This is a genomic window from Methylobacterium sp. GXS13, assembly GCF_001455965.1.
Lineage (GTDB): Bacteria > Pseudomonadota > Alphaproteobacteria > Rhizobiales > Beijerinckiaceae > Methylobacterium.
This window is the reverse complement of record NZ_LKKO01000033.1, coordinates 50,932-72,872: the sequence shown is the minus strand read 5'-3', so window position 1 is coordinate 72,872 and position 21,941 is coordinate 50,932. Positions and strand designations below refer to the sequence as shown.

Below are 21,941 nucleotides of genomic sequence, written 5' to 3'. Positions count from 1 at the left end.
GCTTTCGCAGGCTCGTCAAAGATTACGAGCGCTATGCAAGCACCCTGGCAGACCTGCACCTCGTCGCTTTCGTCTGCCTCATGCTCAAAAAGGCCGCTCAACTCGCCACAGGTTCATAACAGCCTCTAGGCCTTCAGCTGCGGCAACACATCTAGGCCGATCTCTTCAAGGACTTCGCCGGCGCTGCGAGCGCCGTACTTGAGGTTCAGGATGACGTGGTGGACGCCGATTGAGCGGAGCGCGACCAGAAAGTCGAGCAGGAACTTGCGACCGCCGCGGAACCCGAGATGAATGGGTTGCGGCGGGTGATCCGGATCGGCGTGAAGATCGACGTAGAGGGATTGGGCGAAGGGCTTGAACGTGCCCGGCGCCACACCTGCCGTGGTGGCCCGCCACCGGGCCGCAAGCTCGGCTTGGCGCTCGAGCGAGCGTGGGTAGGTGATCCACCCGTCCGCGTGTTCGGCGATCCATTCCGGACTCTGCCGGCTCGATCCGGTGACCAGGATGGGCAGCCGTCCGATCGGCTTCGGCACGAGGTCGACGGTGCCGAGCATCTCTCCGAAGCGCGAGTGCAGAGTGGGGAACGCCTCTTCGAGGATCGTCCGGATGACGACGAAGTTCTCGCGAAACAGAACGTCGCGCTCGTCCAGGGGCACGCCGAAGGCGGGAAATTCGATCGGCCGGTCACCCGAGGCCACCCCCATGACGAAGCGACCGCCGGACAGCCGGTCTATGGACGCGGCGGCCTTGGCGGTATGGATTGGGTGGCGCAAAGGGAGGACGATCGACCCGGTCGCCAAGGCAATCTCGCGTGTCTGCGCGGCGATCCAGCCGAGCCAGACCCATGGGTCATAGACCTGCCCGACGTCTCCGAAATTCGGATCCCGCAAGGGGACGTCGCGGCTCCAGAGCGCTGCATAGCCGAGTTCTTCCGCCCGAACCGCCAGACGCTCCTGATCGTGCATGCTCGGCTGGTCGCGCTGGAATGCCTCGATGGGGAAGAAGACGCCGACCGTCAGGTGGCCCGGGGCGAACATGCGCTGAAACCCGGACGTGCCGCTCGGGCGTGCTGCGCTGTGGGGCTGAAGCATGAGAAACCTCCGGAGGTCCGCCGTCGCCTCGCCCTATTCAGCAATCACGTTCAAAGCCGTTAGGCCCTGACGCAAATCAGCTGGATCCAGGCGCTTGCGGTCGCGCTGGAACGAATGGCCGGAAGGAAGACGCGGCGGTCACGCAGGAGGAAGCGGGTGGGCCGGCCGATCTTTCGTGCACAACGGACCCTGTACATCGCGCGGCTTGCCCCTGCGACGACTTCGCGGAACAGGGATGTCGAGGGAGCGGATCGGAGGCCCCCTAAGGGACCGGCCGGATGTGCTCACCCCGCGGTGACGGGAGAATGGGCAGCCATCCAGGAGGGAAGCCGATGGAGATACTTGTCCCGATCATCGTGGGGGATGCCCGCGTCTCCAGGGCCGCACGCGTTCCGCGAGATTTGGCTTCAGCGCGGACGGAGAGCAGCGCCGTCTGCGCCCTGGCCCGGAAGCTCGATGGCCTTGCCTCGCTGACGGAGCAGGATCGCGCAGCACTTGAAGGCCTGATCGGCTATGTCCGCTCGGTCGAGCGGTAGGCCGTTCTCGTGGAGCAGGATGGCGTGGCCGACCATGCGCTCATCGTCTTCGCCAGGCTCGCCGGCCGCTAAAAGCGCCGCCTGTCCGGCCGCCGCCAGATCCTTGCCTATCTAGTCCCGGGGGGATCTCTGCGACCGCGGTGCCGTCCATGGCTACCCGCTCGACCACGCGATCGAGGCCCTCACCCCCTGCCGGGTCGCCAAGGTCCCGCGTGCGGTCTACCTCGACCTGCTTGGCCGACATCCCCGTATCGCGCACGCCTTGCAGCGTGCGAAGCTCGCCGAAGAGGCGACGGCCCGCGAATGGATGCTCCGTATCGGCATTCGCTCGGGCCTCGAACGCACGGCGCATCTCCTGTGCGAACGACTGGATCGTCTGGGATCGATCGGCCAAGCCACGGACGGCCAGTACGACCTGCCGCTGACGCAGGCGGATCTCGCGGACGCGCTCGGGCTGTCGAGCGTGCATGTGAACCGCCTGCTGCAAGCTCTCCGGCGCGACGGGCTGATCGCGCTGCAGAAACACCGCCTGTGAATCCTCGCGTCGCGGCGGCTGTCTCGACTCGCGGAGTTCGAGGCTAGGTACCTTTAGCGCAGGCTGGTTATCCCTTGCGGCGCATAGAGGTCCGGTTTCCGCGCGGGACTCGGCAGCGGCCTAGGCGCCAGGCGGAACCGCGGGACGCACGCCGGCAGCAGTGGCGACGAGGACCGCCTCGGGCAGGGTGCGGGCGCCCAGCGCTTCCATGACCCGGGCGCGATGGATCTCCACCGTGCGCGGGCTCAGGCCAAGGGTCCGGGCGATGGTCTTGTTGGTACCGCCCGCGAGCAAGCCCTCCAGCACGTCGCGCTCCCGTGCCGTAAGGGCTGCGATCCGATCCCGGCCCTCGTCGCATACGCGCGTCCGCTTCTCCGCGTCGTGGATCTCGGCCAACGCCGTCCTCACGGCGAATACCAGCGTCTCCGGTAGCCAGGGCTCTTCGAGAAAGTCGACAGCACCCGCCTTCATGACGTGTACCCCGAAGCCGACGTCGCCCCCACTCGCGCCGACCGCAACCACGGGCAGGTGCGCGCGCGCGGATTTCAGCTCTCGGGCAACCACTAGGTCGTCAGCGTCGGCGAGATCAAGCACGACGCAGCCCGGCATCAGCGAGCCCATCACCTTGAGGAACGCTTGGCCGCTTGCAAAAGCCTGCACCTCGCAATCCGCGGCCTGCAGGGCGCTGACGAGGCGGCGCCGGGCCTTGTCTCCAGCCGCGATCACGTAGGCCTGCTGGCCGGCGTCGCTGGTGACATCCTGGGCGATCCCGCCCGCAGACCGGATGCGCCCGTCGATCGCGGGGATCGGGAAGAAGGTATCCCGGATGCAGCGCACGGCCCGGTCCGCGGCGCGCACGATACGGTACTCGAGAACCAGGGTTTCGCCACCGCTGACCCGTTCCAGCGCCCGCGCTGCGCCGTCGCGGTCCTCCGGATGGACGCTGGCGAGCCAATGCGTGATGTCCGGCATATCTTCGGCGGGCATGCCCCAGACCTGCACAAAGGCCGGGCTCAGATAATCGAGTCGCCCGCTGTCCAGGTCCGCGACCCAGAGCACGTTCGCCGAATGCTCGGCGAAGCGACGGAAGCGCTCCTCGCTAGCGCGCAGGGCGGTCTCGGCACGCTTCTCTCGATCGACATCCTGCACCACCACGATGGCGCCGCTGATCGCATCGTCGACAGTGTGGAACGGGGCGGCGCTCACGCGCGTCCAGCACTCGGTGCCATTCAGCTCGGTGAAGATGAAGTCGATGCCCGGGACGACGGTTTCGCCCCGTAGACTTCGGCCCCCCGGGTACTCCGCGGGGTTCAGCCGCCGCCCATCCGGTGCGTAGGCCCGCCAGCGCTCGCTCGCCCCCGTCTCCACGGAGGGGATCCGTTCGAGCGCGTAGCGTCCGAGCGCCCGGTTCGCCAGCGCGATGCTGCCGTCCGGGTCAACCAGGCCGACCCCGATCGGCAACTGGGCCAGCGTCGCGGCGAGACGATGCTCGCTCTCGCGCAGGGCCGCCTCGGCGCGCATCTGCCCGGTGATCTCCACCACGACGCCGACGAACGATATGGGCCGACCGTCCTCGAAGCTGGTGCGACCGTGCGTCGAGACCCAGCGCTCGATGCCGTCGTGGATGCCGATAACGCGGTACTTGATGTGGTAGACGCCGTCGCCCGTCGGGTCTTTGCAGCGCGCGACCGCCGCCTCGACGCGCGGGCGGTCGTCGGGGTGAATGGCGGAGAGCCAGACCCGTTCGTCGACGGGCGCGTCAGGGGGAAGGCCCCACAGCGCCTTCAGGCACGCGCCCCAATCCAGCGTGCCGGTGTGCGGATCCCAGGAATAGGTTGAAAGGTCAACGAGGTCGATGGCGGCCTGGAGCCGGATCTCGCTCGCGCGCAGCCGCGCCTCCGCGCCTTTGTGAGCCGAGATGTCCGTACCGATCGTCGCGGCGCCGATGAGGTCTCCCTCCTCATCGTAGAGCATGAAGGCGCGCCACCGGACCGTCGTCCCGGCACCGCCTCCGAAATTGCGGAAGCGCAACTCACCCTCCCATCGGCCATCGCGCAACAGCGTCGGCAATGCGACATCGCGGATGACGGCTTGGTCTGTTGGGTGAAAGAAGTCTGGGATGGGAATGGCCGAGACGTCGTCGTCAGGTTGAAGTCCGACCATCCTGCGTCCGGCCGCGTTCAGAAAGACGGGTCTGAGATGTGTGTCGGCGATGCCGATGAACACCCGAGCCTGCCGAACGACCGCTGCGAACAGGGTACCGAGTGACGGCACCACCGCTGTGTCAGAGCGGTCCCGTGCGCCATCCATAGCCGCCGGGCGCGGAGCGGGCTCGTTGTCGCCTAGCGGAGCCCTATCTTGGCACACCCTCGCCTCGACCTTCTTCACCGATGGCGACGTACCGGTCATGAGAGCCGCGGAGAGTCCAGAGGGCCCCTTTGGTAGCCATCCGCCATAGAAAACTTCAATACATCTCCGACATCAAGAAATCTACGAATGCTTGATACCCTCTGGATCGAGGGTGAGCAGATGTGGGATATCGCAAAGAGGCGGTACATGGAGGTGGCGGTCCCACCTGCTTAGCGGTTCGGCAACCGGCCAGCCTGCTGGTGACGCTGAAGGTGGTCTCGGTCTGGGTCTCGACGATCCCGGCGGGATCGGACACCGAGCGTTGCACGCGGGCTGCGAACAGTCCCGCTGACGAGGGGAAGCGCCCTACAAAGCTCGCGGCCGTCGTTCAGCCGCTCCGCCCCGCGTGACGACGATGCTCACTGGGCAAGACGCCATAGGCGGCTTTGAACCGGCGGCCGAAATGGGTCATGTCCGAAAACCCCCAGCCATAGGCGATCTCGCTCACCGTCCGGCCTCTCTGCATGGGGTCTTCCAGCGCCCGCCGGCAACGGGCCAAGCGCCTCGCCTGGACGAGCTGCGCGATCGACGTGCTCTCGTCGGCCAGCACCGCGTTGGCGTATCGCACGCTGACCCCGGCCACGCTCGCGACCGTGCCGGCGTCGAGCGTTCGGTCAGCCAAGCGTGCTTCGATCACGGCCCGCAGCCGCACGCGGACGAGTGAGCGGGACGACGATGTGCGCAACCCGTCCTGCCCCATCGCCTGACCGACAGAGAGGGTGATCAGATCAAGCAGGTGCGGCTCCAAGAGCGCTTCCGCGGTCGAGCCCGCCTCCGGTGTGTGGAACGGCAGCATCGCAAGGCTTGCCGAGAGCAGACCGGTCTCGGCCGTGCAGGGCTTGATCGCTCGCGCTGTCATCTCCCGAGTCTGCCCGAGCCTAGCCTCCATCAACTGCCGGGGAACCTTCAAGACGAGCACGTCCGACGCTTCGGAAAACCGTCCCTGGTATTGCAAGCTTGGGTCAACCAGCGTGATGTCCCCCGGCTCGAGCACGACTTGGCGGCCGTCTTGCTCGAGAGCGATCTGCCCCCCGAATTGCCGACAGACGAACAATTCGTCGGTGTTCGCCTGCGCGATGTGATGCCGTGTGTGCGCAACCGACATTTCGGAGTTTTGGAACGACACGAGTCCGATGGCGCCGACCGCCCCGGAGCGAAGCTGAGCGCGAAATGTATTCCGGCATCGCGGTGTGGAGGCGTGATCGACGACGTCCTTGCGGGCAACGTCGTGCCAGAAATCGAACCGATCACGCGGGTGGACGTGCTCTGTCGAGAAAACGGTTTTCACACAGCCCTCGCCTGCTCAAATAGCCGACGATGAGCGCTGACTCGGCCGATTCGAGGCCGCACCGTCGTGATTTATTGTCTGTCACTAGACTGAAGACACACCGCTCCGCCAGATCAGGGTTAAAAAATCGCATGCGCCGATCTTTTTTCGCCCCATGCGACGGTCCCCTCCTCCAGGGGCAGGCGTGACAGGACATGTCGAGCTCAGCCGCTCCCGCGCCGAGTGGCCGTGTGTGATCTGTGACATGGTCGCTCACAAGGCATCGCGCTCGAATACAATCGCAATCTAAGAGCTTCTCACCAAAACGGGGCCTGGAAACCAGTGCGCATTGAGCAGCATTGGCTGCGGCCGCAATCAAATTCGCGCCTTGCGAGAGATAGGCGGACCGTAATTCCGCTGTTGTTCTTGAAGGCGAAATATCACCCGCTGACCGATCCAGGAGATGGAGCGTATGATAGAGATCAGTGGAGGGCGTCCCCTCAGTTCGATCGGTTTGTCCGGCACCATCGTCTCGGCCTATGTCTCGAACAATCCTGTTCCAATGTCTGAGCTCCCAGGCTTGATTGGCCGTGTTCATGCGACGGTCAGTGGACTTGTGAACGGAACTGCAGCGGACACATCGATCGAAATCGATCGCAAAGCGACCCCTGAGCAGATCCGCAAATCCGTCACGCCGGATGCGCTGATCAGTTTCATCAACGGCAAGGCTTACAGGACGCTGAAGCGGCACCTGACGGGCCAAGGTCTTGATCCACGCAGCTACCGCGAGCGCTATGGCTTGCCGGCCAACTACCCGATGGCCGCCCCGGGCTACACGAAGCAGCGCTCCGAGATTGCCAAAGCGATCAGCCTCGGTCAGCCGCGCGCGCAAGGCGATCAACGCAAGGCTGAGAGGCGCGGCGACCGGTGACGATGGGCGTTTTGAAGCCGCTGTCAGTGTTTGCCAGCGGAACCGCATCTCTGGGCGAGGCTGGCGATTTTGGCACCCGGCCCGGATCGTCCGGATATCAGCGGGTGCTAGAGGCACGCTGATTACCGTCGGCACTGCCGCCAAGTTTATCCGAACCGCCTTGTGGAAACGCGCGCGCGTCACGATCAGCGTTGCGGGGTAACAGACTGACAATCTTGCTCGATTGGAGCCGCCTGCGGAGGGCTTGGAAACCTATTCCTTCGGGATATAGCAATAAATCCGCGCTCTAGTCCCGATTGCGATTGGATATTGATTTCGGGAGCACGCGAATTTTACCTGATAGATACTGATATTAATCATTGAAAAAGATCAAATAATTAAAATGTGCTTTCATGGCTCGGTCCTCGGGTTGAGCCAGGCGGGGCACCCGGGGGTGCCAGCGGACCCCAGTGGAACACACATGTATCCGGTTCATCCGAACGAGGTCAGGCGTCTGGAAGCTTTGCGTGATCTCGACGTGTTCGGCTCTCCCGCCGAGCCGCAGTTCGACGCGCTCTGTCAGACTGCGCAGGCGCTGTTCGGCGTTCCGATCGCCCTCGTCAGCCTCATCGGCGAGAACGAGCAGCGGTTCAAGGGTCGATGCGGCCTGGACGTGGGCGGCACCCCGCGTGACGTTTCCTTGTGTACCTATACCATCCTGTCCGACGCGGTGATGGTGGTCGAGGACGCCACGCGTGATGAGCGGTTTGCCGCAAATCGGCTCGTCACGGGCGAACCGCATATCCGCTTCTATGCCGGCGCGCCGCTCGTGCTCGCCCCAGGTATCCACCTCGGCGCCTTGTGCATCGTTGACCGGGTGCCACGCACCTTCTCGCTCGATCAGCAGAACCAGCTTCGGAGCTTGGCGCAGATCGCCGTCACCTTGCTGCGCATGAGCCGGGCCCAGCGCGAGGCTCATGAGAGCGCAGCCCTGTACAGACTGCTGGCGGACAACACGACCGATGTGATCGTCCGCTGTGACCTCGATGGGACGCGCCGCTACGTGTCGCCCGCGGCAAAACGGCTGCTCGGCTTCGAGCCCAAGGAACTCGTCGGCACGAAGCCGATCGACTCCGTCCATCCGCAGGACGCCAGAGCCTTCGCGCGCCTGCTCAAACAGGTGGCACGCGGCACGCTCAAACAAGCCGTCAGCCAGCAACGGTACCGCCGCAAGGATGGTGCGTGGGTCTGGGTCGAAGTCTCGTTCAATCTGACTACCGACCCGGCGACGGGGGCGTCGGACGGCTACGTCGCCGTGATTCGAGACATCTCTCAGCGCAAGGAGGCAGAGCGGCAGGTGGCGCATATGGCGCGTCACGATCCGCTCACGGGCCTCCCGAACCGGCTCCTCTTCCGCGAGCGGCTTGCGCGGGAGATCACGCGGACCCAGCGGGGCGGCGGCTTCGCGCTGTTCTGCCTCGACCTGGATCAGTTCAAGCCGATCAACGACACCCTCGGCCACCAGGCCGGCGACAGCGTGCTGTGCGCGGTGGCGCAGCGGCTGAAAGACGTCGTGCGCGCCAAGGATATGGTGGCACGCCTTGGGGGCGACGAGTTCGTCATCATCCAGGCCGGGAAGGGCGGCGTCGAGGAAGCGGGCGCACTGGCCGAGCGGCTTCTCGCGGCGGTCGCAGCGCCGGTCGATCTTGGCGGCTATCCGGCGCGCATCGGCCTCAGCATCGGGATCGCGCGCGCGCCGGACGATGGGCTCGACCCCGACCGCCTGTTTTGGCTCGCGGATCAGGCGCTCTATCGCGCCAAGGCCGCCGGGCGGGGCGGCTATCACCTCTACGGGACCGATGAGTCTGGGCCTGCCAGCCCCGCGGAAGAGAAAGCTCTCGATCCGACGACGGACCTCGCACGCCCGGATCAGTCCGAGCATGGTGTGTTCGACGCGCTCTTCCGCGGCCTTCTCCAGAGCAGCACGGACTGTGTGACCCTCGTCGATCCGAAGGGCGACCTCCTGTTCATGAGCGCCGGCGGTCAAGCCTTGATGGAGATCGGCGACATCCAGCCGCTCCTCGGCCGATCCTGGCTCGCGTTCTGGCACGGGGTCGATCACGAAACGGCTCAGGCCGCGCTCGCGAACGCAAGGGCCGGGCACAGCGCCAGCTTCCGCGGCTTCTGCCCGACGCCTTCGGGGCAGCCGAAATGGTGGGCGGTCAATCTCAGCCCGCTCGCGGGCGGCCGACACGGCCCCGAGCGCATTCTGGCCGTGTCCCGCGACATCACCGAACAGGTCGCGCTGGATGCCGATCTACAAACGACGGTGCGGCGCTATCAAGCCCTGATCGAGGCCACCGGCACCATGGTCTGGCGCGCGGACGCCGCCGGCAGCATCATCGAGATCCGCGGCTGGGCGTCATACACGGGTCAGGCCACGGACGCCTATCTCGGCGATGGCTGGCTGACGGTTGTGCACCCGGAGGACCGGGAGACGATCACCGCAATCTGGCAGGCGACCATGGCGACCGGGCAGGCGGGCAGTGCCACCTACCGGGTCCGCCATGCACAGGACCGGTACCGGTGGGTTCTGGGACGGACCGTGCCGCTGAAGGATGAGACGGGTCGGGTCCGGGAGTGGGTCGGCACGATCACCGACATCCACGAGCGTCACGAGGCCGCCGAGACCATCCGGATTCAGGAGGAGCGGTATCGCCTGGCGGTGCGCGCCACGCAGGACGGCATCTGGGACTGGGACGTGGCGTCGGATGACGTCGCCTGGATCAAGGCGACCGGCGAGGTGCGCACCTACACGGATGATGAGAGCAAGCCGTCGTGGTCGCGCTGGGCGGCTCGGATCCATCCCGAGGACCGCGCGCGCGTGACCGCCAGCTTCGCCGCTTCCGTCGACGGCACGGACGATCGGTGGCAGGCCGAGTACCGCTACCGCAGCGGTGCCGGGGGCTACAAGGAGGTGATCGACCAGGCCTTCGTCGTCCGCGACACGCGGGGGCGGCCCGTCCGCATGGTCGGTGCGGTGCGCGACGTGACCGAGCAGCGGCGGGCGATCGCCGCGCTGCGCACCAGCGAGGAGCGCCTGCGTCTCGCCCTGCGCGCCGGCCGGATGGTGGCGTGGGAGCGCAACCTCAAGACGGGTCGGGTCACCCAAACCGAGAATGCCCCCCACGTCCTCGGCCTGGCGGCGGAATTGCGATCGGAGTTCCTGGATCTCGTACACCCGGACGATCGCGCGCAGATGGCGGACTTCATTCGAACCTGCGGCGCGCGCGAGGAGCGTGAGTTCCGGTACGTCTCACCCGCCGGACGCATGCAATGGCTGTGTTCGTCGGTCGAGCGGGTCGATGCGGATCGGATCGTGGGGATCACATTCGACATCACGGACCGCAAGCTGGCGCAGGAGAAGCTGTGGCAGACGGCCAACCTCGATGCGCTGACGGGTCTGCCGAACCGGCAACTGTTCCGTGGGCGCGCGGAGGCGGCGCTCGCGGCGGCCGAGCAGGACGGCACCTGTGTGAGCCTGCTTCTGATCGACCTCGATCATCTCAGGGACGTGAACGACACCCTCGGCCACGACGTCGGCGATGCCGTGATCTGCGAGGTCGCCGATCGTCTGCGGGAGGGTCTACGGCCCTGCGATACGCTCGCAAGGCTCACGGGCGACGAGTTCGCCCTCATTCTCGTCGACCCGCTGCGCCTGCTCAACGCCGTCCAGCATGCGGAAGCGCTGATCGAGCGCCTGCGCCAGCCGTTGCAGATCCGGGACCAGACGCTGACCTGCAAGGCCAGCATCGGCGTGGCGGCCTGCCCGGATCACCACACCGACCTGCGCGAGCTTCTCAAGGATGCCGACATCGCGCTGTCCCAGGCCAAGGCGCGGGGCCGAGACCGCGTCATCGTGTTCTCGGCCGCGATGCGGGTAGACGCCCTGCGCCGGCTGAGGATCGCCGCGGAGGTGCGCGCCGCCCTCGCGGCCGGGCAGATCGTGCCGTATTACCAGCCGAAGGTCTGCCTCACGACGGGCCGGATCGTCGGCTTCGAGGCGCTGGCCCGCTGGCGGCACCCAGAGAGGGGGCTACTGACGCCGGGCTATTTCGGTTCGGCCTTCGAGGATCCGGAGCTGTCCACCGCGATCGGCGACAGGATTCTCGAAACGGCGGCGGCCGACATGCGCGTCTGGAACGCGCGCGGCATCGACTTCGGGCGCGTGGCGGTGAACTTCGCCGCGGCCGAGTTCCGCAAGCCCGATCTGGCCGGCATGATCCTCGATGTCCTGAGCCGCTTCGGGGTCCCTGCCACGCAGTTCGAGGTCGAGGTCACCGAGACGGTGTTCCTCGGTGCGGGGGCGGAGACCGTGCCCGCGACGCTGGCGCGCCTGCACGCCAGCGGCATGAGCATCGCGCTCGATGATTTCGGGACCGGCTTCGCCTCGCTCACGCACCTGAAGCAGTTCCCCGTCGACCACATCAAGGTGGACCAGAGCTTCGTGCGCGATCTGGACCGGGACCCGGACAACGCGGCGATCGTCGCGGCCGCGGCCGACCTCGGCCAGAACCTCGGGATGAAAGTCACGGCGGAAGGCGTCGAGACAGTGGAGCAGGCGCAGCACCTTGCGGCGATGGGCTGCGACGACGCGCAGGGCTACCTCTATGCCAAGCCGATAGCCGGCGCGCGCGTGCCGTGGTTGCTGAAGACCTGGGACCCCGACGCTTTCGTCGGTCGGAAGGTCCCGGCACGCTCAGCTTGAGGGCTCATCTCCGTTGCCAGAACCTCTCCGCATCGCAGTGTGAAGGACCGCTGAGGGTGAGTTCCAGCCTGTCCGCTCTTCGGGACGGGATGACCTGCCTGTTACGGCAGCATTGGGCGCCAAGCCGAACGGCCGGTTTTGCGCGGGTCGGCGATCCGGCATGGCGTAGTCTGGCCGAAAGCCGCTGGTCCGGTTTGGAGTGGCGAAGAGGCTGAAGCGGACACACCGCATCCACACCGGGTTCCGCGGAGATGTCCGTCGACGTCCTTTTCGAAACCAGTTTATCGGTGCGCATATTTTGTGCGGCGCGGGGCGAGCCGTCCCGGTGTCCAAGGCCAGTCCCACGCGTGTTGCTTGTGTTGCTTCAGCAGCCGCGGAACAAGGCTATGCCGAACGCGGTGAACTTCAGGGGCAAATGGCAATGACTGGCGGGATTGGTGATCCGGAAGCGGATCGACGCCATATCCAGGAAATCGCCGCCAGCCTCCCCGATGAAATCCCCGATGTCGAACGCGACCTCGTAGAGACCGGCGGCGAGCCGCGTTCGCACGATTGGATGCGCGAGCGTGCCATCGGCCCCGATCTCGCCCTCCGCGATCACCGCACCGCGCGCGCCCACGGTCAGAACGCGCACGCGCAGACCTTCGGCCGCTCGACCGGTTGCGGCATCGACGGCGTGGATGGACAGGCCCGTCATGGTTCGGTGCCCGCCCAGAGCATCGACCAGGGTTGGGCCGCTTCGTAGGCGGCGGCCACCGCGACGAGGGTCTCGTCACCGCCCCAGGGCGCCACGAGCTGAAATCCGATCGGCAGCCCCGCGCCGGAGGGGCGGCACGGGATGGAGATCCCGGGGCAGCCCGCGGCGTTGACGAAGCCCGTGAAGGTCGCCGAACCCCGGGGACCTACGGGCACGCCGGCGATGCGGTCCGGGTGGGTCTCCTGCGCCGGCCAGGGCAGCGCGGCGGCCGTGGGAGTCATCATAAGGTCGTGGCCCGCGAACAGCGCGGCGAGGTCCTGGCGCAGGGCCAGCGCCATCCGCTGCACGTCGAACAGGTCGCCCGCCGACAGGTTCGCGCCGGCCTCGGCCAGGGCGCGGATGTCGGGACCCAGCGCGTCGCTCCGGCCCGGATGCGCGCGCATCAGCCAGGCGGTGCCGGCTTGGCCGAGAATTGGCCATGCCTCCGTGATGGCTGTCGCCGCGTCGAAACGGCCGGTCTCGACCCGGTGCCCCAGGCCGGCCAGGCGCCCGGCCGCCTCGGCGACGCTGTCGGCGATCTCGGGATCGACCGGGGCGGTCCCGAAGGCCGGGACGTAGAGGATTCGCAACGGGCGCTCCGGCACCGCAGCGGTCCCGAACGGGCCGAAGCCGTTCGGCGCGACGGAATCCGGATCGGCCGCCCCGAGGATCCGCATCGCCGCCGTGAGGTCGTCGACTGTGCGGGCCATCGGTCCGACCACTTCGAGGTCGAGCATGATCGGCGGCAGGCCACCCCGGCGCGGCACCCGGCCGGTGGTGGGTTTCAAGCCGACGAGGCCGGTATAGGAGGCGGGCCGGCGGATCGAGCCGCCCGCATCCGTCCCGAGCGCCAGCGGCCCGATCCCGGCAGCCACCGCCGCGACGGCGCCGCCACTGGAGCCCCCCGGCGTCAGCGCCGGATCCCACGGGTTGCGGGTGACGCCGAAGACTGGGTTGCCGGTGTAACCCTGGACGGTCAGCTCTGGGACGTTGGTCTTGGCGAGGATCACCGCCCCAGCCGCGCGCAGGCGGCGCACCGGAGTCTCGTCCTGGTCGACCCTGTGCTCCCCAGAGAGCCGGCTGCCCCAGCGCGTCGCGAAGCCGTCGACGTTCAGGCTGTCCTTGATGGTCACCGGCACGCCGTCGAGAGGGCCCAGCGGTGTGCCCGCTCGCCAGCGCGCCTCGCTCGCCATGGCGGCGCGTTCCGCTCCATCGGAATCGATGGCGACGAGGGCGTTGAGGGTCGGGTTCACGGCCTCGGCGCGCTCTAGGCAGGACCGAGCGGCCGCGACGGGGCTCGCCGTGCCGTCCGCGTACCGGCGGCACAGGGCGGCCGCCGAGAGGGTCCAGAGCGGGCCGCTATCGACCATCCGTTCGGTCCGGGTCATGCCTCTCCCTCGCGATGCGCAATCCACCGAGCGAGCGGACCCGTCAGGCCTGTGGCGGGTTTCGCGGGCGGGCGGGCGAAGCGCCCGGCCGTGGGCGGGCGTGTCCCGAGCCGCACCAGCGCCTGTGCCTGGCCCAGAGCAGCCGCCAGCGGATCGATCAGCGGAACCGGCACCGCCCGGCGCAGGACGGTGGCCAGACCGGCCAGCGGCGCTCCCGCCAGGATCACCGCATCGGCCCCGTCCGCGACCGCGCGCTCGGCCAGCGCGAGGATCTCCGGACGCAGTTCGTCCTGAACCGCGGTCACGACCTGGAACGGCCGGCGCACCGCATAGAGGCCGACGCAGCGCGCCGACAGACCGGCCAGCGCCACGGCATCCTCGTACCAGGGCAGCAGCGCGGGCGAGAACGTCACGATCGCGAACCGCGCCCCGAGCTGGCAGGCGGTCAGCATCGCGGCCTCGGCTATGCCGACCACCGGCAGGTCGAACAACTCGCGCGCCGCGATCAGCCCGGGATCGCCGTAGGCAGCGATCACCGCCGCGTCGTGGCCGGCGTGATGCGCGGCCAGCGTCTCCAGCACGGCCGCGCCGGCGAGCTGCGCCTCGGCCCGGCTGGCGATGTAGGGCAAGCCTGTCGCCGCGGTGAGCGCGGTGATCTGGACGTCGGGGGCGAGGGCCGCCTCGGCCGCCTGGGCCATGCGGGCAGTCATGGCCGCCGAGGTGTTGGGGTTGAGGAGCAGGATCCGCATGGGTGGTCGTCCTTAGCCGGCCAACCGGCGGGACAGGCCGGCGGCCCGTTCCATAACGACCGCCAGCACCACGGTGACCAGGATCAGCAGGCTGGAAGCCGCCGCCACCGTGACGTCGAGGCGCCCCTCCAGATCTTGCCACATCCGGATCGGCAGCATGTCGGTGGCCGCGTCGCGCAGGAACAGCGAGACCGGGACGTTGTCGAAGCTCGCCATGAAGGCGATGAAGCCGCCGGCGAGGATGCCGGGCCGGATCAGCGGAAGGGTCACCCGGCGGAACGTGTACAGGCGTGACGCGCCCAGAGAGGTCGAGCTCTCGAGCAGCACCGGGTCCATCTGTGACAGGGCCGCCACGGTGGTGCGGACCACGAAGGGCACGCAGACCACGGTGTGGCCGAGGACGAGGGTCAACTTCGAGACCGGGATGCCGGCGAGGCTGAACAGCATCAGCGCGGCGAGCCCGAAGGCCAGGGCCGGCAGGACGAGCGGCGACAGGAACAGGCTGTCGAGGAGCCGCGCTGAGAGCCGCGGCGACCGGGCGATGGCAAGCGCGGCGGCGGTGCCCAGCACCACCGACAGCAGGGTCGTCCACCCCGCCACCACGAGGCTGTTCCAGGCGGCGGCCCGAAGCTGCTCCGCCTCCGTGAGCGCTGCGTACCAGCGCAGGGAGTAGCCGGGCGGCGGGAAGCGCAGGGAGAAGCCGCTGGTGAACGAGACCACCACGACGATCACGGTCGGCGCCGCGAGCAGGACGAGGCAGAGCCCGGCGAGCAGCAGCACGGCAGCGTGGAAACTGAACCAGTCGAAGTCGCGCCGCATGCTCGTCCTCATCAGCGGCCCTCAGGCTTGCGCGTAGCCGCGCGACAGGCGGCCCACGAGGTTGAAGACGGTCACGCAGGCCAGCACCGCCACGAGGAAGACGATCGCGATCGCCGCCGCGAACGGCCAATTGTTGAGCGACGAGGCCTGCTGGTACAGGTACATCGGCATGAACAGCATCTGCCCGCCGCCGATCAGCGACTGGGTGATGAAGGCGGTGATCGCCGCCGCGAAGGTGAGCAGGCAGCCGGCCACGATGCCGGGCAGGCAGAGCGGGAGCGTCACCCGGAGGAAGGTGCGCCACGCCCCCGCCCCGAGAGCCGCCGAGGCGTCGGCGAGGTTCGGGTCGATCCGTGACAGGGCAGTCACCAGCGGTAGGACCATCAGGGGCATCTGCACCTGCGCCAGCGCAAGGACGAGGCCGCCCTCGGTGTAGAGCAGCTTCAGCGGCGCGTCGGTCAGCCCGAGGGCCAGGAGGCTCGCGTTGACGATGCCCTGACGCCCGAGGATCACGATCCACGCGAAGGTCCGCACCACCACGCTCGTAAGCAGCGGCAGCAGCACGATCAAAGTCAGCAGGCCGCGCAGCCGGGCGGGCGCCCAGGTGAGGAGCAGTGCCAGCGGCAGGCCGAGCAGCAGCGTGAGCGCCGTGACCTCGACGCCGAGCCACAGGGTCGCGCCGAGCACCTGCAGGGAGAACGGGTCGAGCAGGAACCGGGCGTATTGGTCGAGGCCGAAGCGGGTCATGACTGGATCGGCGTAGAAGCTTACCAGCACCAAGAGCGCCAACGGCGCCAGGAAGAAAACGAGGAAGAACGCCCCGAGCGGCAGCGCGAGGCGGATGTCGTAGGCCGCGATCCAGGGACGGCCCGGGCGGCCCGGCGCCGCGACCGGGTCAGGCGGCATCGGCGCGAAGACCGCGGTCACACCCGGATCTCCCGATTGAAGCGCTCGATCCAGGCTGCGCGGCTGTGGTTGATCGCGGCCCAATCCTGGAACACCGCCTTGCGCTTCAGATCTTCGGCGTCCTTGGCCAGAACCTTCGCGACCTCGCCGTCCATCGCCACCTTCCGGTTGGTCGGGACGATCAGATAGGGGCTCTGCATCAGCTTGGCCTGAACCTCCGGCGAGAGGGCGGCCTCGATCAGCCTGAAGGCCAGATCCTTCACGGGGGTGTTCTTGACGATGTGGATCGTCGTCTTGAAGGCGATGATGCCCTCCTTCGGCGCGGCGAACTCCACCGGCACGCCGCGGGCTTTCAGGATCTGGATCGCGTTGAAATTGCCAGGCCCGATATCGACCTGCTCCTGCTGGTACAGCGCCGCCAGGGCACCGGGATTGGCGGCGACGGCGGCGAGGTTGGGTTTGAGCGCTTCCAGCGCCTTGAAGCCTGGCTCGACATTGGTCTCCGAGCCCCCGTGCATCCGGGCGATCTCCACGAGGAAGCCGGTGCCGAGCGTCGAGTTCAGGTTGGTGATGCCGACCCGGCCCTTGTATTCGGGTTTCCACAGATCGGCCCAGGAGGTCGGCGGCGTCTTCACCTTCTCAGGATTGTAGGTCAGCCCAACGATCTGGAAAAACGGGGCCGGGCCCATCGGCTCCTGCGCATCCGCGATCAGGTCGGCATAGTGGGCGGACTGGGCCACCGGATAGGGCTCGACGAGGTCCTGGGCGATCGCCGTGAGTGCGGGACCGGGATCGTGCAGCATCACGTCGATCGGCGGGTTGGTGCGGGCCGCCTGGACCTTGGCGATCTGATCGACCGAGAGCATCGGATCGAGGATGATGTCGCCGACCGTGCTCTTACGGAAGGCCGGGACCAGCACCGCCCGGTGGGCCTCTTCCCAGCTGCCCGTGAAGGTCGCGAAGACGAGCTTGCGGGCCTGCGCGTGGGACAGGCCGGGGAAGGCTTGCGTCGCGCCGAGAGTTAAGGCGCCGGCGAGGAGGCTGCGGCGGTGCAGGATCATGGTCGGAATCTCCGGGCGGCTCGGCTTCAGTGGCGGGGGTCGGGGAAGACGCCGACCCGCTCCGGCTCGGTCGGGTGCAAGCGCACGCGCGCGCCGGGCGATCGCGGGCCGGCGCCCGCCGCACGGGCCTCGGCAGTCTTCAGGCGTGCGCCGCCGTCCAGGCGGATCTCGTGGACCAGCGTGGCGCCGAGCGGCAGGCCGATCTCGACGACGCCGTCGAGTCCCTCCCCATCCGTTTCGAAGGCGACGTGCTCGGGCCGCAGGCAGGCGGCTACGCGCGTCCCGTCCGGCAGGGCGGTGACGGTGGGGAGAAGACCGCCGCCGGCGAGCGCCACCGCGCGGCCGCCATCCGGGCCGGTCGCGAGCTGACCGTGCAGGACGTTGGCCGTGCCCACGAAGGTATTGACGAACAGCGTCTCGGGGCGGTCGTAGATGTCGGTCGGCGGGGCGAACTGCTCCAGGCGGCCGGCATTGAGCACCGCGACCCGGTCGGCCATCGACAGGGCCTCCTCCTGGTCGTGCGTGACGATCAGCGTGGTGGTGCCGGCGCTGCGCTGGATGCGCTTGATCTCGATCTGCATGTCGAGGCGCAGATTCTTGTCGAGGGCCGCGAAGGGCTCATCGAGGAGCAGGATCGAGGGCCGCACCGCGAGCGCCCGGGCGAGCGCCACGCGCTGCTGCTGACCGCCCGACATCGCCCGCGGGTAGCGCTCGGCCAGATGCTCCAGGCGCACGAGGGCCAACATCTCGGCCACGCGCGCCTTCTGCTCGGCACGACCGACGCCCCGGGCGGCGAGCCCGTAGGCGACGTTCTCGGCCACGCTCATGTGGGGGAACAGGGCGTAGTTCTGGAACACGATGCCGACGGTGCGCCGGTTCGGCGGCAGGTGATCGACCGCCTGCCCCCCGATGATGACGCGCCCCTCCGTGGGTTTCAGGAAGCCGGCCACCGCCCGCAGCAGGGTGGTCTTGCCGCAGCCGGAGGGGCCGAGCAGGGCGACGAGTTCGCCGCCCTTGATGTCGAGGGTCACGGTGTCGACGGCGAGCGCCGTACCGTAGCGCTGGGTGATCCCGTCGAGGATCAGGGAGGTCTCGCCTCCGGCCGCGGCGCTCACGGCCGGGCCTCCGCGAACACGCGGCCCCGCGCGGCGAGATCCGCATGGGTGCAGCCGGCGAGGTCCAGGCCCTTCCAGAGGGTGACGGCGACCGAGTCGAGGACCGGCACGCCGAGTTCGGCCTCCAAAGCCGGGGCAAGCGCCGCGCCCGCGAGGTTGGTGCAGACGATCGCCACCGCATCGACGCCCTCGGCCGCCACCGCGCGGACCATCTGGGCGATCGCCTCCGGGCCGACCGTGGCGAAGGCGAAGTTCTCTGACAGGCCGCAATGGCGCTCGGCGGCGCAGTCGAGGCCGGCCGCCTCCCAATTCGCCTGGATCTGCCGCTGGACGTCGCCCGTATAGGGCGTCACGAGACCGATCCGGCGATAGCCCCGAGCGCGGAACAGATCGCGGAAGGCGAGCGCGGCGGGCGAGGCGGGGCAACCGGTCCGGTCCTCGATCGCGTCGCGCAGGCGCTCGTCCGCGTCGAAGCCCAGCCACGCGCCGGAGGTGCCGTTCCAAAGGATCGCCGCCACGCGGGCATCGGCGAGCAGTTCGGCCGCCATCAGGATCGGCTCAGGGTCGAACTGCCCCAGGGCCGCCTGCGACAGGCCGATCTGCGTGACCCGGAAGCGTGAGAAATGCGCACTGACCTGCGCGCAGCCGGCGAGCAGATGCGCGGTCGCCGGCTCCAGCACGCTGTTCGACGAGGGCGTGAGCATGCCCAGACGCGTCGTCCCGTTCGGTTCCGCCATCGCATATGTCTCCGATGCGGCGAGCATCATCCAGGCGCGTCCGACCAACAAGGTATTTTCTGCATGCTGCATGCAATTTGCGCAAATGCCTGTTACGGCACCGCAAAGACGCCAAAAATGGATCACGGGCCCAACGCTCGGATGCGCTAGAGCGGTCGCGTAGAGTTGGAAAACCGATGGACGATGTCGCACGCCCCAGGGGCCGCCCCCGCAAGGCCCTGATTGTCCCGGCCGCCCCGCTCCCGCGAACCGGCCTACACGAGCGGGCAGCCAGCCGGCTCAAGGACATGATCGTCCGCGGCGTGCTGCCGGCGGGCGCACCCCTGGTCGAGAAGGACCTCTCGATCGCGCTTGGGGTTTCCCGCACGCCGTTGCGGGAAGCCCTAAAGCTTCTGGCGGCAGAGGGTCTGGTCGAGCTGCATCAGAACCGGAGCGCGCGCGTTCCGGACTGGGAGCCGGAAGAGGTCCTCGAACTGTTCGAGGCATTGGCGGGCATCGAGCGGCTGACCGCGGAACTCGCAGCGATTCGGATCTCCGACACCCTCTTGGACGAACTGCGCGAGAAGCAGGCCCGGCTCGATTGCATGCACCGGGACAAGGTGCTCGACGCTTATTTCGCTCTCAACCAAGAGATCCACCGGACGATCGTGACGGCCGCCCACAACCGGCCATTGGCCGAGGCCCACGCGCCGCTCCAGGCCCGAGCCCAATGGGCACGCCTGCGGGCGCTCTCGACTGGCAGCCGTTGGGCGGAATCGGCTCGGGAACACCGCGATCTGTTCGCGGCTCTCGACGCGCGCGATGCCACGGAAGCGGGCGCCATTGCCTATCGGCACGTGCTGCGCACCGGTGTCGTCATCGCCGATACCCTGAGAGCGCAGCGCGCGAAGGCCCCATCCGCAAGCACGTGACCGGCAGCGCATGCGGTCTGGATCGGATCGCGCCAAGCGCACACGACTTCTGAGGTCGGCACAGCTTGGATGACGTCGCGCAGGTGATCTGACCGGCTGGCTTTGAACCCGGCCGATAGAGAGGATCAGTTAGGACCAGAGAAGTCGGGGATGGCGCGGGCGGCGTATGCCGGCGCAGTAAAGGTAGCGTGTTGACGCCTCATGTTATCCCACAGCACGCCCGATCGTTGTGTGAGGCTTGCTTGATCGCGCCTTAACACTTGGAATGACCAGAATACGCTTTCTCCTGATCTAAGCGCCGTTGTTCGGCCCCATTCCTGCAAGCGCCCGCGAGCTGGATCGCTCGGTGGGTCCGGGCTGGGATCAACGCACAACGATCACGCCGAGATAGATCGGGAAGTCTTCCATGAAGCGACGGACGCTGTTGCAGGGTGCGGGCGCCGTGGTCGCCAACGCGGTCGCGGCCCCAGCCCTGGTCAGGGCGGCTACCGCCTCCACCCTGCGCTTCATCCCGCAGCAGGACCTCGTGACCCTCGATCCGGTCACGACCTTCGCGTACATCACCCGCAACCATGGCTACATGGTCTTCGACACGCTCTACGGCATGGACGCCTCTTTCCGCGCCACGCCCCAGATGGTCGATGGCCATCGTGTCGAGGCGGATGGGCGCCGCTGGGATCTGACCCTGCGCGACGGCCTCCTCTTCCACGACGGAGCCCGTGTGCTCGCCCGCGACTGCGTGGCCTCCCTGCGGCGCTGGGCCAAGCGCGACCCCTTCGGTGGCTCGCTCCTGGAGGCGACGGACGAGCTGTCGGCGCCCGATGATCGGACCATTCGGTTCCACCTCAAGCGCCCTTTCCCGCTCCTGCCGATCGCGCTGGGCAAAGCCTCGGTGCCGGTCTGCGCGATGATGCCGGAGCGCCTCGCCGTCACGGACCCGTTCCAACAGGTGCCCGAACTCATCGGCTCCGGGCCGTTCCGCTTCAAGGCGGACGAGCGGGTGCCCGGTGACCGGACCGTCTACACCCGCTTCGAGGGCTACGTGCCCCGCAAGGACGGCCGGCTCACCTGGACCTCAGGTCCAAAGGTCGCCCACTACGACCGAGTCGAGTGGCGCGTCATCGGCGACACCTCCACGGCGACCTCCGCGCTGATCGCCGGCGAGGCCGACTGGCAGGAATACGCCTCGCATGACCAACTGGGGCTGCTGAAAGCGGCCAAGGGCGTGAGCACCCGCGTACTCGATTCGACCGGCTTCGTGACGATGCTGCGGGTCAACCACTTGCAGCCGCCCTTCAACAACCCGGCCATCCGGCGGGCGCTCTGGGGGGCGATCGACCAGACCTCCTGCATGCAGGGCGTCGTGGGCGCCGACGATCCCGGCCTGTTCCACGTGCCGCTCGGCTTCTTCTGTCCCGACACGCCGATGGCCTCGACCGACGGGCTCGCGCCGCTCACGACGCCACGCGATCCGGCCCAGGTGCGCGCCGACCTCAAGGCTGCCGGCTATGCCGGCGAGACCGTGCTGCTGATGGTGCCGTCGAACTCGGCGCCGCTCCTGGCACTCGGCCAAGTCGCCGCCGACCTGCTGCAACGCGTCGGCATGAATGTCGAGGTCTACGCGGTCGAGTTCAACGCGATGCTGCAGCGGCGCAACCGCAAGGGGCCGGTCTCCGAGGGCGGCTGGAGCGCCTTCGTCACGAACTGGTCCGGTACGGATTGGCTCAATCCCGCCGGCTACATCGCCCTGCGGGGAACCGGCGAGACCGGCTATGCCGGCTGGGCCACGACGCCGCGGATCGAAGCCCTGCGCGAGGCGTGGTTCACGGCCCCGGACGAGGCGGCGCGCGCCGCCCTCTGCCGGGACATCCAGCTCCAGGCCATGGAGGACGTGCCCTACTATCCCCTTGGCCAGTACCTGCAGCCGACCGCCTATCGCTCAGGCCTCACCGGGATCCTCGACGGGTTTCCGACTTTCTGGAACGTGCGGCCCGCCTGAAGCT

At 68.0% G+C, this 21,941-nt stretch carries 17 protein-coding genes and 1 pseudogene; 6 read left to right on the top strand and 12 right to left on the bottom strand.

All coding sequences use genetic code 11. The features are described 5' to 3' along the window. Positions 1 to 119: pseudogene (locus AO398_RS28305) on the top strand (IS5/IS1182 family transposase); the annotation flags it as partial. A 6-nt stretch (positions 120 to 125) separates the two neighbouring features. Here the strand turns inward: AO398_RS28305 and AO398_RS12450 are convergent. Both AO398_RS12450 and AO398_RS29385 read right to left on the bottom strand, forming a co-directional pair. Further along, positions 126 to 1,037, bottom strand: coding sequence for an LLM class oxidoreductase (locus AO398_RS12450; RefSeq protein WP_201025755.1), 912 nt, complete (start codon positions 1,035 to 1,037; stop codon positions 126 to 128). A 461-nt stretch (positions 1,038 to 1,498) separates the two neighbouring features. Beyond that, on the bottom strand, positions 1,499 to 1,663 hold the full coding sequence (locus AO398_RS29385) for a hypothetical protein (protein ID WP_244498748.1): 165 nt from the start codon (positions 1,661 to 1,663) through the stop codon (positions 1,499 to 1,501). A 226-nt stretch (positions 1,664 to 1,889) separates the two neighbouring features. Between AO398_RS29385 and AO398_RS29380 the strand changes: the two genes are divergently transcribed. Continuing rightward, positions 1,890 to 2,162: a helix-turn-helix domain-containing protein gene (locus AO398_RS29380; protein ID WP_244498747.1), complete on the top strand. Its 273-nt coding sequence runs from the start codon at positions 1,890 to 1,892 to the stop codon at positions 2,160 to 2,162. Between the two features lie 120 nt (positions 2,163 to 2,282). Here the strand turns inward: AO398_RS29380 and AO398_RS27495 are convergent, their stop codons facing one another. Both AO398_RS27495 and AO398_RS12435 read right to left on the bottom strand, forming a co-directional pair. Beyond that, positions 2,283 to 4,472: a PAS domain S-box protein gene (locus AO398_RS27495; protein ID WP_244498746.1), complete on the bottom strand. Its 2,190-nt coding sequence runs from the start codon at positions 4,470 to 4,472 to the stop codon at positions 2,283 to 2,285. 427 nt (positions 4,473 to 4,899) lie between these two features. Further along, entirely contained in the window at positions 4,900 to 5,859 is a 960-nt protein-coding gene (locus tag AO398_RS12435) for a helix-turn-helix domain-containing protein (protein WP_082643251.1), read from the bottom strand. 451 nt (positions 5,860 to 6,310) lie between these two features. Here AO398_RS12435 and AO398_RS12430 point away from each other — a divergent pair, with 451 nt between their 5' ends. Together AO398_RS12430 and AO398_RS12425 are read left to right on the top strand one after the other, a co-directional pair. Then, the gene (locus tag AO398_RS12430; RefSeq protein WP_058192360.1) at positions 6,311 to 6,769 is read left to right on the top strand and encodes a MucR family transcriptional regulator; all 459 of its coding nucleotides are present in this window, start codon (positions 6,311 to 6,313) and stop codon (positions 6,767 to 6,769) included. A gap of 460 nt (positions 6,770 to 7,229) precedes the next feature. Beyond that, positions 7,230 to 11,516, top strand: coding sequence for a diguanylate cyclase (locus tag AO398_RS12425; protein ID WP_058192350.1), 4,287 nt, complete (start codon positions 7,230 to 7,232; stop codon positions 11,514 to 11,516). Positions 11,517 to 11,880: 364 nt separating this feature from the next. On the opposite strand, the gene AO398_RS12420 is transcribed toward AO398_RS12425, so the two are convergent. Genes AO398_RS12420 through AO398_RS12385 form a run of 8 tightly spaced genes read right to left on the bottom strand, consistent with a single transcriptional unit; the run spans position 11,881 to position 19,027 of the window. Beyond that, the gene (locus AO398_RS12420) at positions 11,881 to 12,213 is read right to left on the bottom strand and encodes a hydroxyisourate hydrolase (RefSeq protein ID WP_058192349.1); all 333 of its coding nucleotides are present in this window, start codon (positions 12,211 to 12,213) and stop codon (positions 11,881 to 11,883) included. Next, the gene (locus AO398_RS12415; protein WP_058192348.1) at positions 12,210 to 13,640 is read right to left on the bottom strand and encodes an amidase family protein; all 1,431 of its coding nucleotides are present in this window, start codon (positions 13,638 to 13,640) and stop codon (positions 12,210 to 12,212) included. The genes AO398_RS12420 and AO398_RS12415 overlap by 4 nt, the downstream gene beginning before the upstream one ends. Next, on the bottom strand, positions 13,637 to 14,389 hold the full coding sequence (locus AO398_RS12410; RefSeq protein WP_058192347.1) for an aspartate/glutamate racemase family protein: 753 nt from the start codon (positions 14,387 to 14,389) through the stop codon (positions 13,637 to 13,639). The genes AO398_RS12415 and AO398_RS12410 overlap by 4 nt, the downstream gene beginning before the upstream one ends. Positions 14,390 to 14,401: 12 nt before the next feature. After that, positions 14,402 to 15,220, bottom strand: coding sequence for an ABC transporter permease (locus tag AO398_RS12405; protein WP_058192346.1), 819 nt, complete (start codon positions 15,218 to 15,220; stop codon positions 14,402 to 14,404). Between the two features lie 9 nt (positions 15,221 to 15,229). Continuing rightward, positions 15,230 to 16,114 carry an ABC transporter permease gene (locus AO398_RS12400; protein WP_058192359.1) on the bottom strand — a complete coding sequence of 295 codons (885 nt, stop codon included), beginning with the start codon at positions 16,112 to 16,114 and terminating at the stop codon, positions 15,230 to 15,232. A gap of 17 nt (positions 16,115 to 16,131) precedes the next feature. Beyond that, positions 16,132 to 17,175, bottom strand: coding sequence for an ABC transporter substrate-binding protein (locus AO398_RS12395; RefSeq protein ID WP_007558328.1), 1,044 nt, complete (start codon positions 17,173 to 17,175; stop codon positions 16,132 to 16,134). A 26-nt stretch (positions 17,176 to 17,201) separates the two neighbouring features. After that, positions 17,202 to 18,290 (bottom strand): ABC transporter ATP-binding protein, encoded by a 1,089-nt coding sequence (locus AO398_RS12390; RefSeq protein ID WP_058192345.1) that lies wholly within the window; start codon positions 18,288 to 18,290, stop codon positions 17,202 to 17,204. Beyond that, positions 18,287 to 19,027: an aspartate/glutamate racemase family protein gene (locus AO398_RS12385; protein WP_058192358.1), complete on the bottom strand. Its 741-nt coding sequence runs from the start codon at positions 19,025 to 19,027 to the stop codon at positions 18,287 to 18,289. Before AO398_RS12385 ends, AO398_RS12390 begins: the two co-directional genes overlap by 4 nt. A gap of 176 nt (positions 19,028 to 19,203) precedes the next feature. Here AO398_RS12385 and AO398_RS12380 point away from each other — a divergent pair, with 176 nt between their 5' ends. Both AO398_RS12380 and AO398_RS12375 read left to right on the top strand, forming a co-directional pair. After that, on the top strand, positions 19,204 to 19,938 hold the full coding sequence (locus AO398_RS12380; protein ID WP_058192344.1) for a GntR family transcriptional regulator: 735 nt from the start codon (positions 19,204 to 19,206) through the stop codon (positions 19,936 to 19,938). 406 nt (positions 19,939 to 20,344) lie between these two features. After that, a complete protein-coding gene (locus AO398_RS12375) occupies positions 20,345 to 21,937 on the top strand; it encodes an ABC transporter substrate-binding protein (RefSeq protein WP_058192343.1) in 1,593 nt (530 codons plus the stop codon). Positions 21,938 to 21,941: the final 4 nt, after the last annotated feature.

Bases quoted from the DNA above. Each gene is read 5' to 3' on its own strand.
- AO398_RS12430 (WP_058192360.1), top strand. From the start codon at position 6,311: ATGATAGAGATCAGTGGAGGGCGTCCCCTCAGTTCGATCGGTTTGTCC.
- AO398_RS12400 (WP_058192359.1), bottom strand. From the start codon at position 16,114: ATGCCGCCTGACCCGGTCGCGGCGCCGGGCCGCCCGGGCCGTCCCTGG.
- AO398_RS12410 (WP_058192347.1), bottom strand. From the start codon at position 14,389: ATGCGGATCCTGCTCCTCAACCCCAACACCTCGGCGGCCATGACTGCC.
- AO398_RS12415 (WP_058192348.1), bottom strand. From the start codon at position 13,640: ATGACCCGGACCGAACGGATGGTCGATAGCGGCCCGCTCTGGACCCTC.
- AO398_RS12420 (WP_058192349.1), bottom strand. From the start codon at position 12,213: ATGACGGGCCTGTCCATCCACGCCGTCGATGCCGCAACCGGTCGAGCG.
- AO398_RS12425 (WP_058192350.1), top strand. From the start codon at position 7,230: ATGTATCCGGTTCATCCGAACGAGGTCAGGCGTCTGGAAGCTTTGCGT.
- AO398_RS12375 (WP_058192343.1), top strand. From the start codon at position 20,345: ATGAAGCGACGGACGCTGTTGCAGGGTGCGGGCGCCGTGGTCGCCAAC.
- AO398_RS12385 (WP_058192358.1), bottom strand. From the start codon at position 19,027: ATGGCGGAACCGAACGGGACGACGCGTCTGGGCATGCTCACGCCCTCG.
- AO398_RS12380 (WP_058192344.1), top strand. From the start codon at position 19,204: ATGGACGATGTCGCACGCCCCAGGGGCCGCCCCCGCAAGGCCCTGATT.
- AO398_RS29385 (WP_244498748.1), bottom strand. From the start codon at position 1,663: ATGGTCGGCCACGCCATCCTGCTCCACGAGAACGGCCTACCGCTCGAC.
- AO398_RS12450 (WP_201025755.1), bottom strand. From the start codon at position 1,037: ATGTTCGCCCCGGGCCACCTGACGGTCGGCGTCTTCTTCCCCATCGAG.
- AO398_RS12395 (WP_007558328.1), bottom strand. From the start codon at position 17,175: ATGATCCTGCACCGCCGCAGCCTCCTCGCCGGCGCCTTAACTCTCGGC.
- AO398_RS27495 (WP_244498746.1), bottom strand. From the start codon at position 4,472: ATGGATGGCGCACGGGACCGCTCTGACACAGCGGTGGTGCCGTCACTC.
- AO398_RS12405 (WP_058192346.1), bottom strand. From the start codon at position 15,220: ATGAGGACGAGCATGCGGCGCGACTTCGACTGGTTCAGTTTCCACGCT.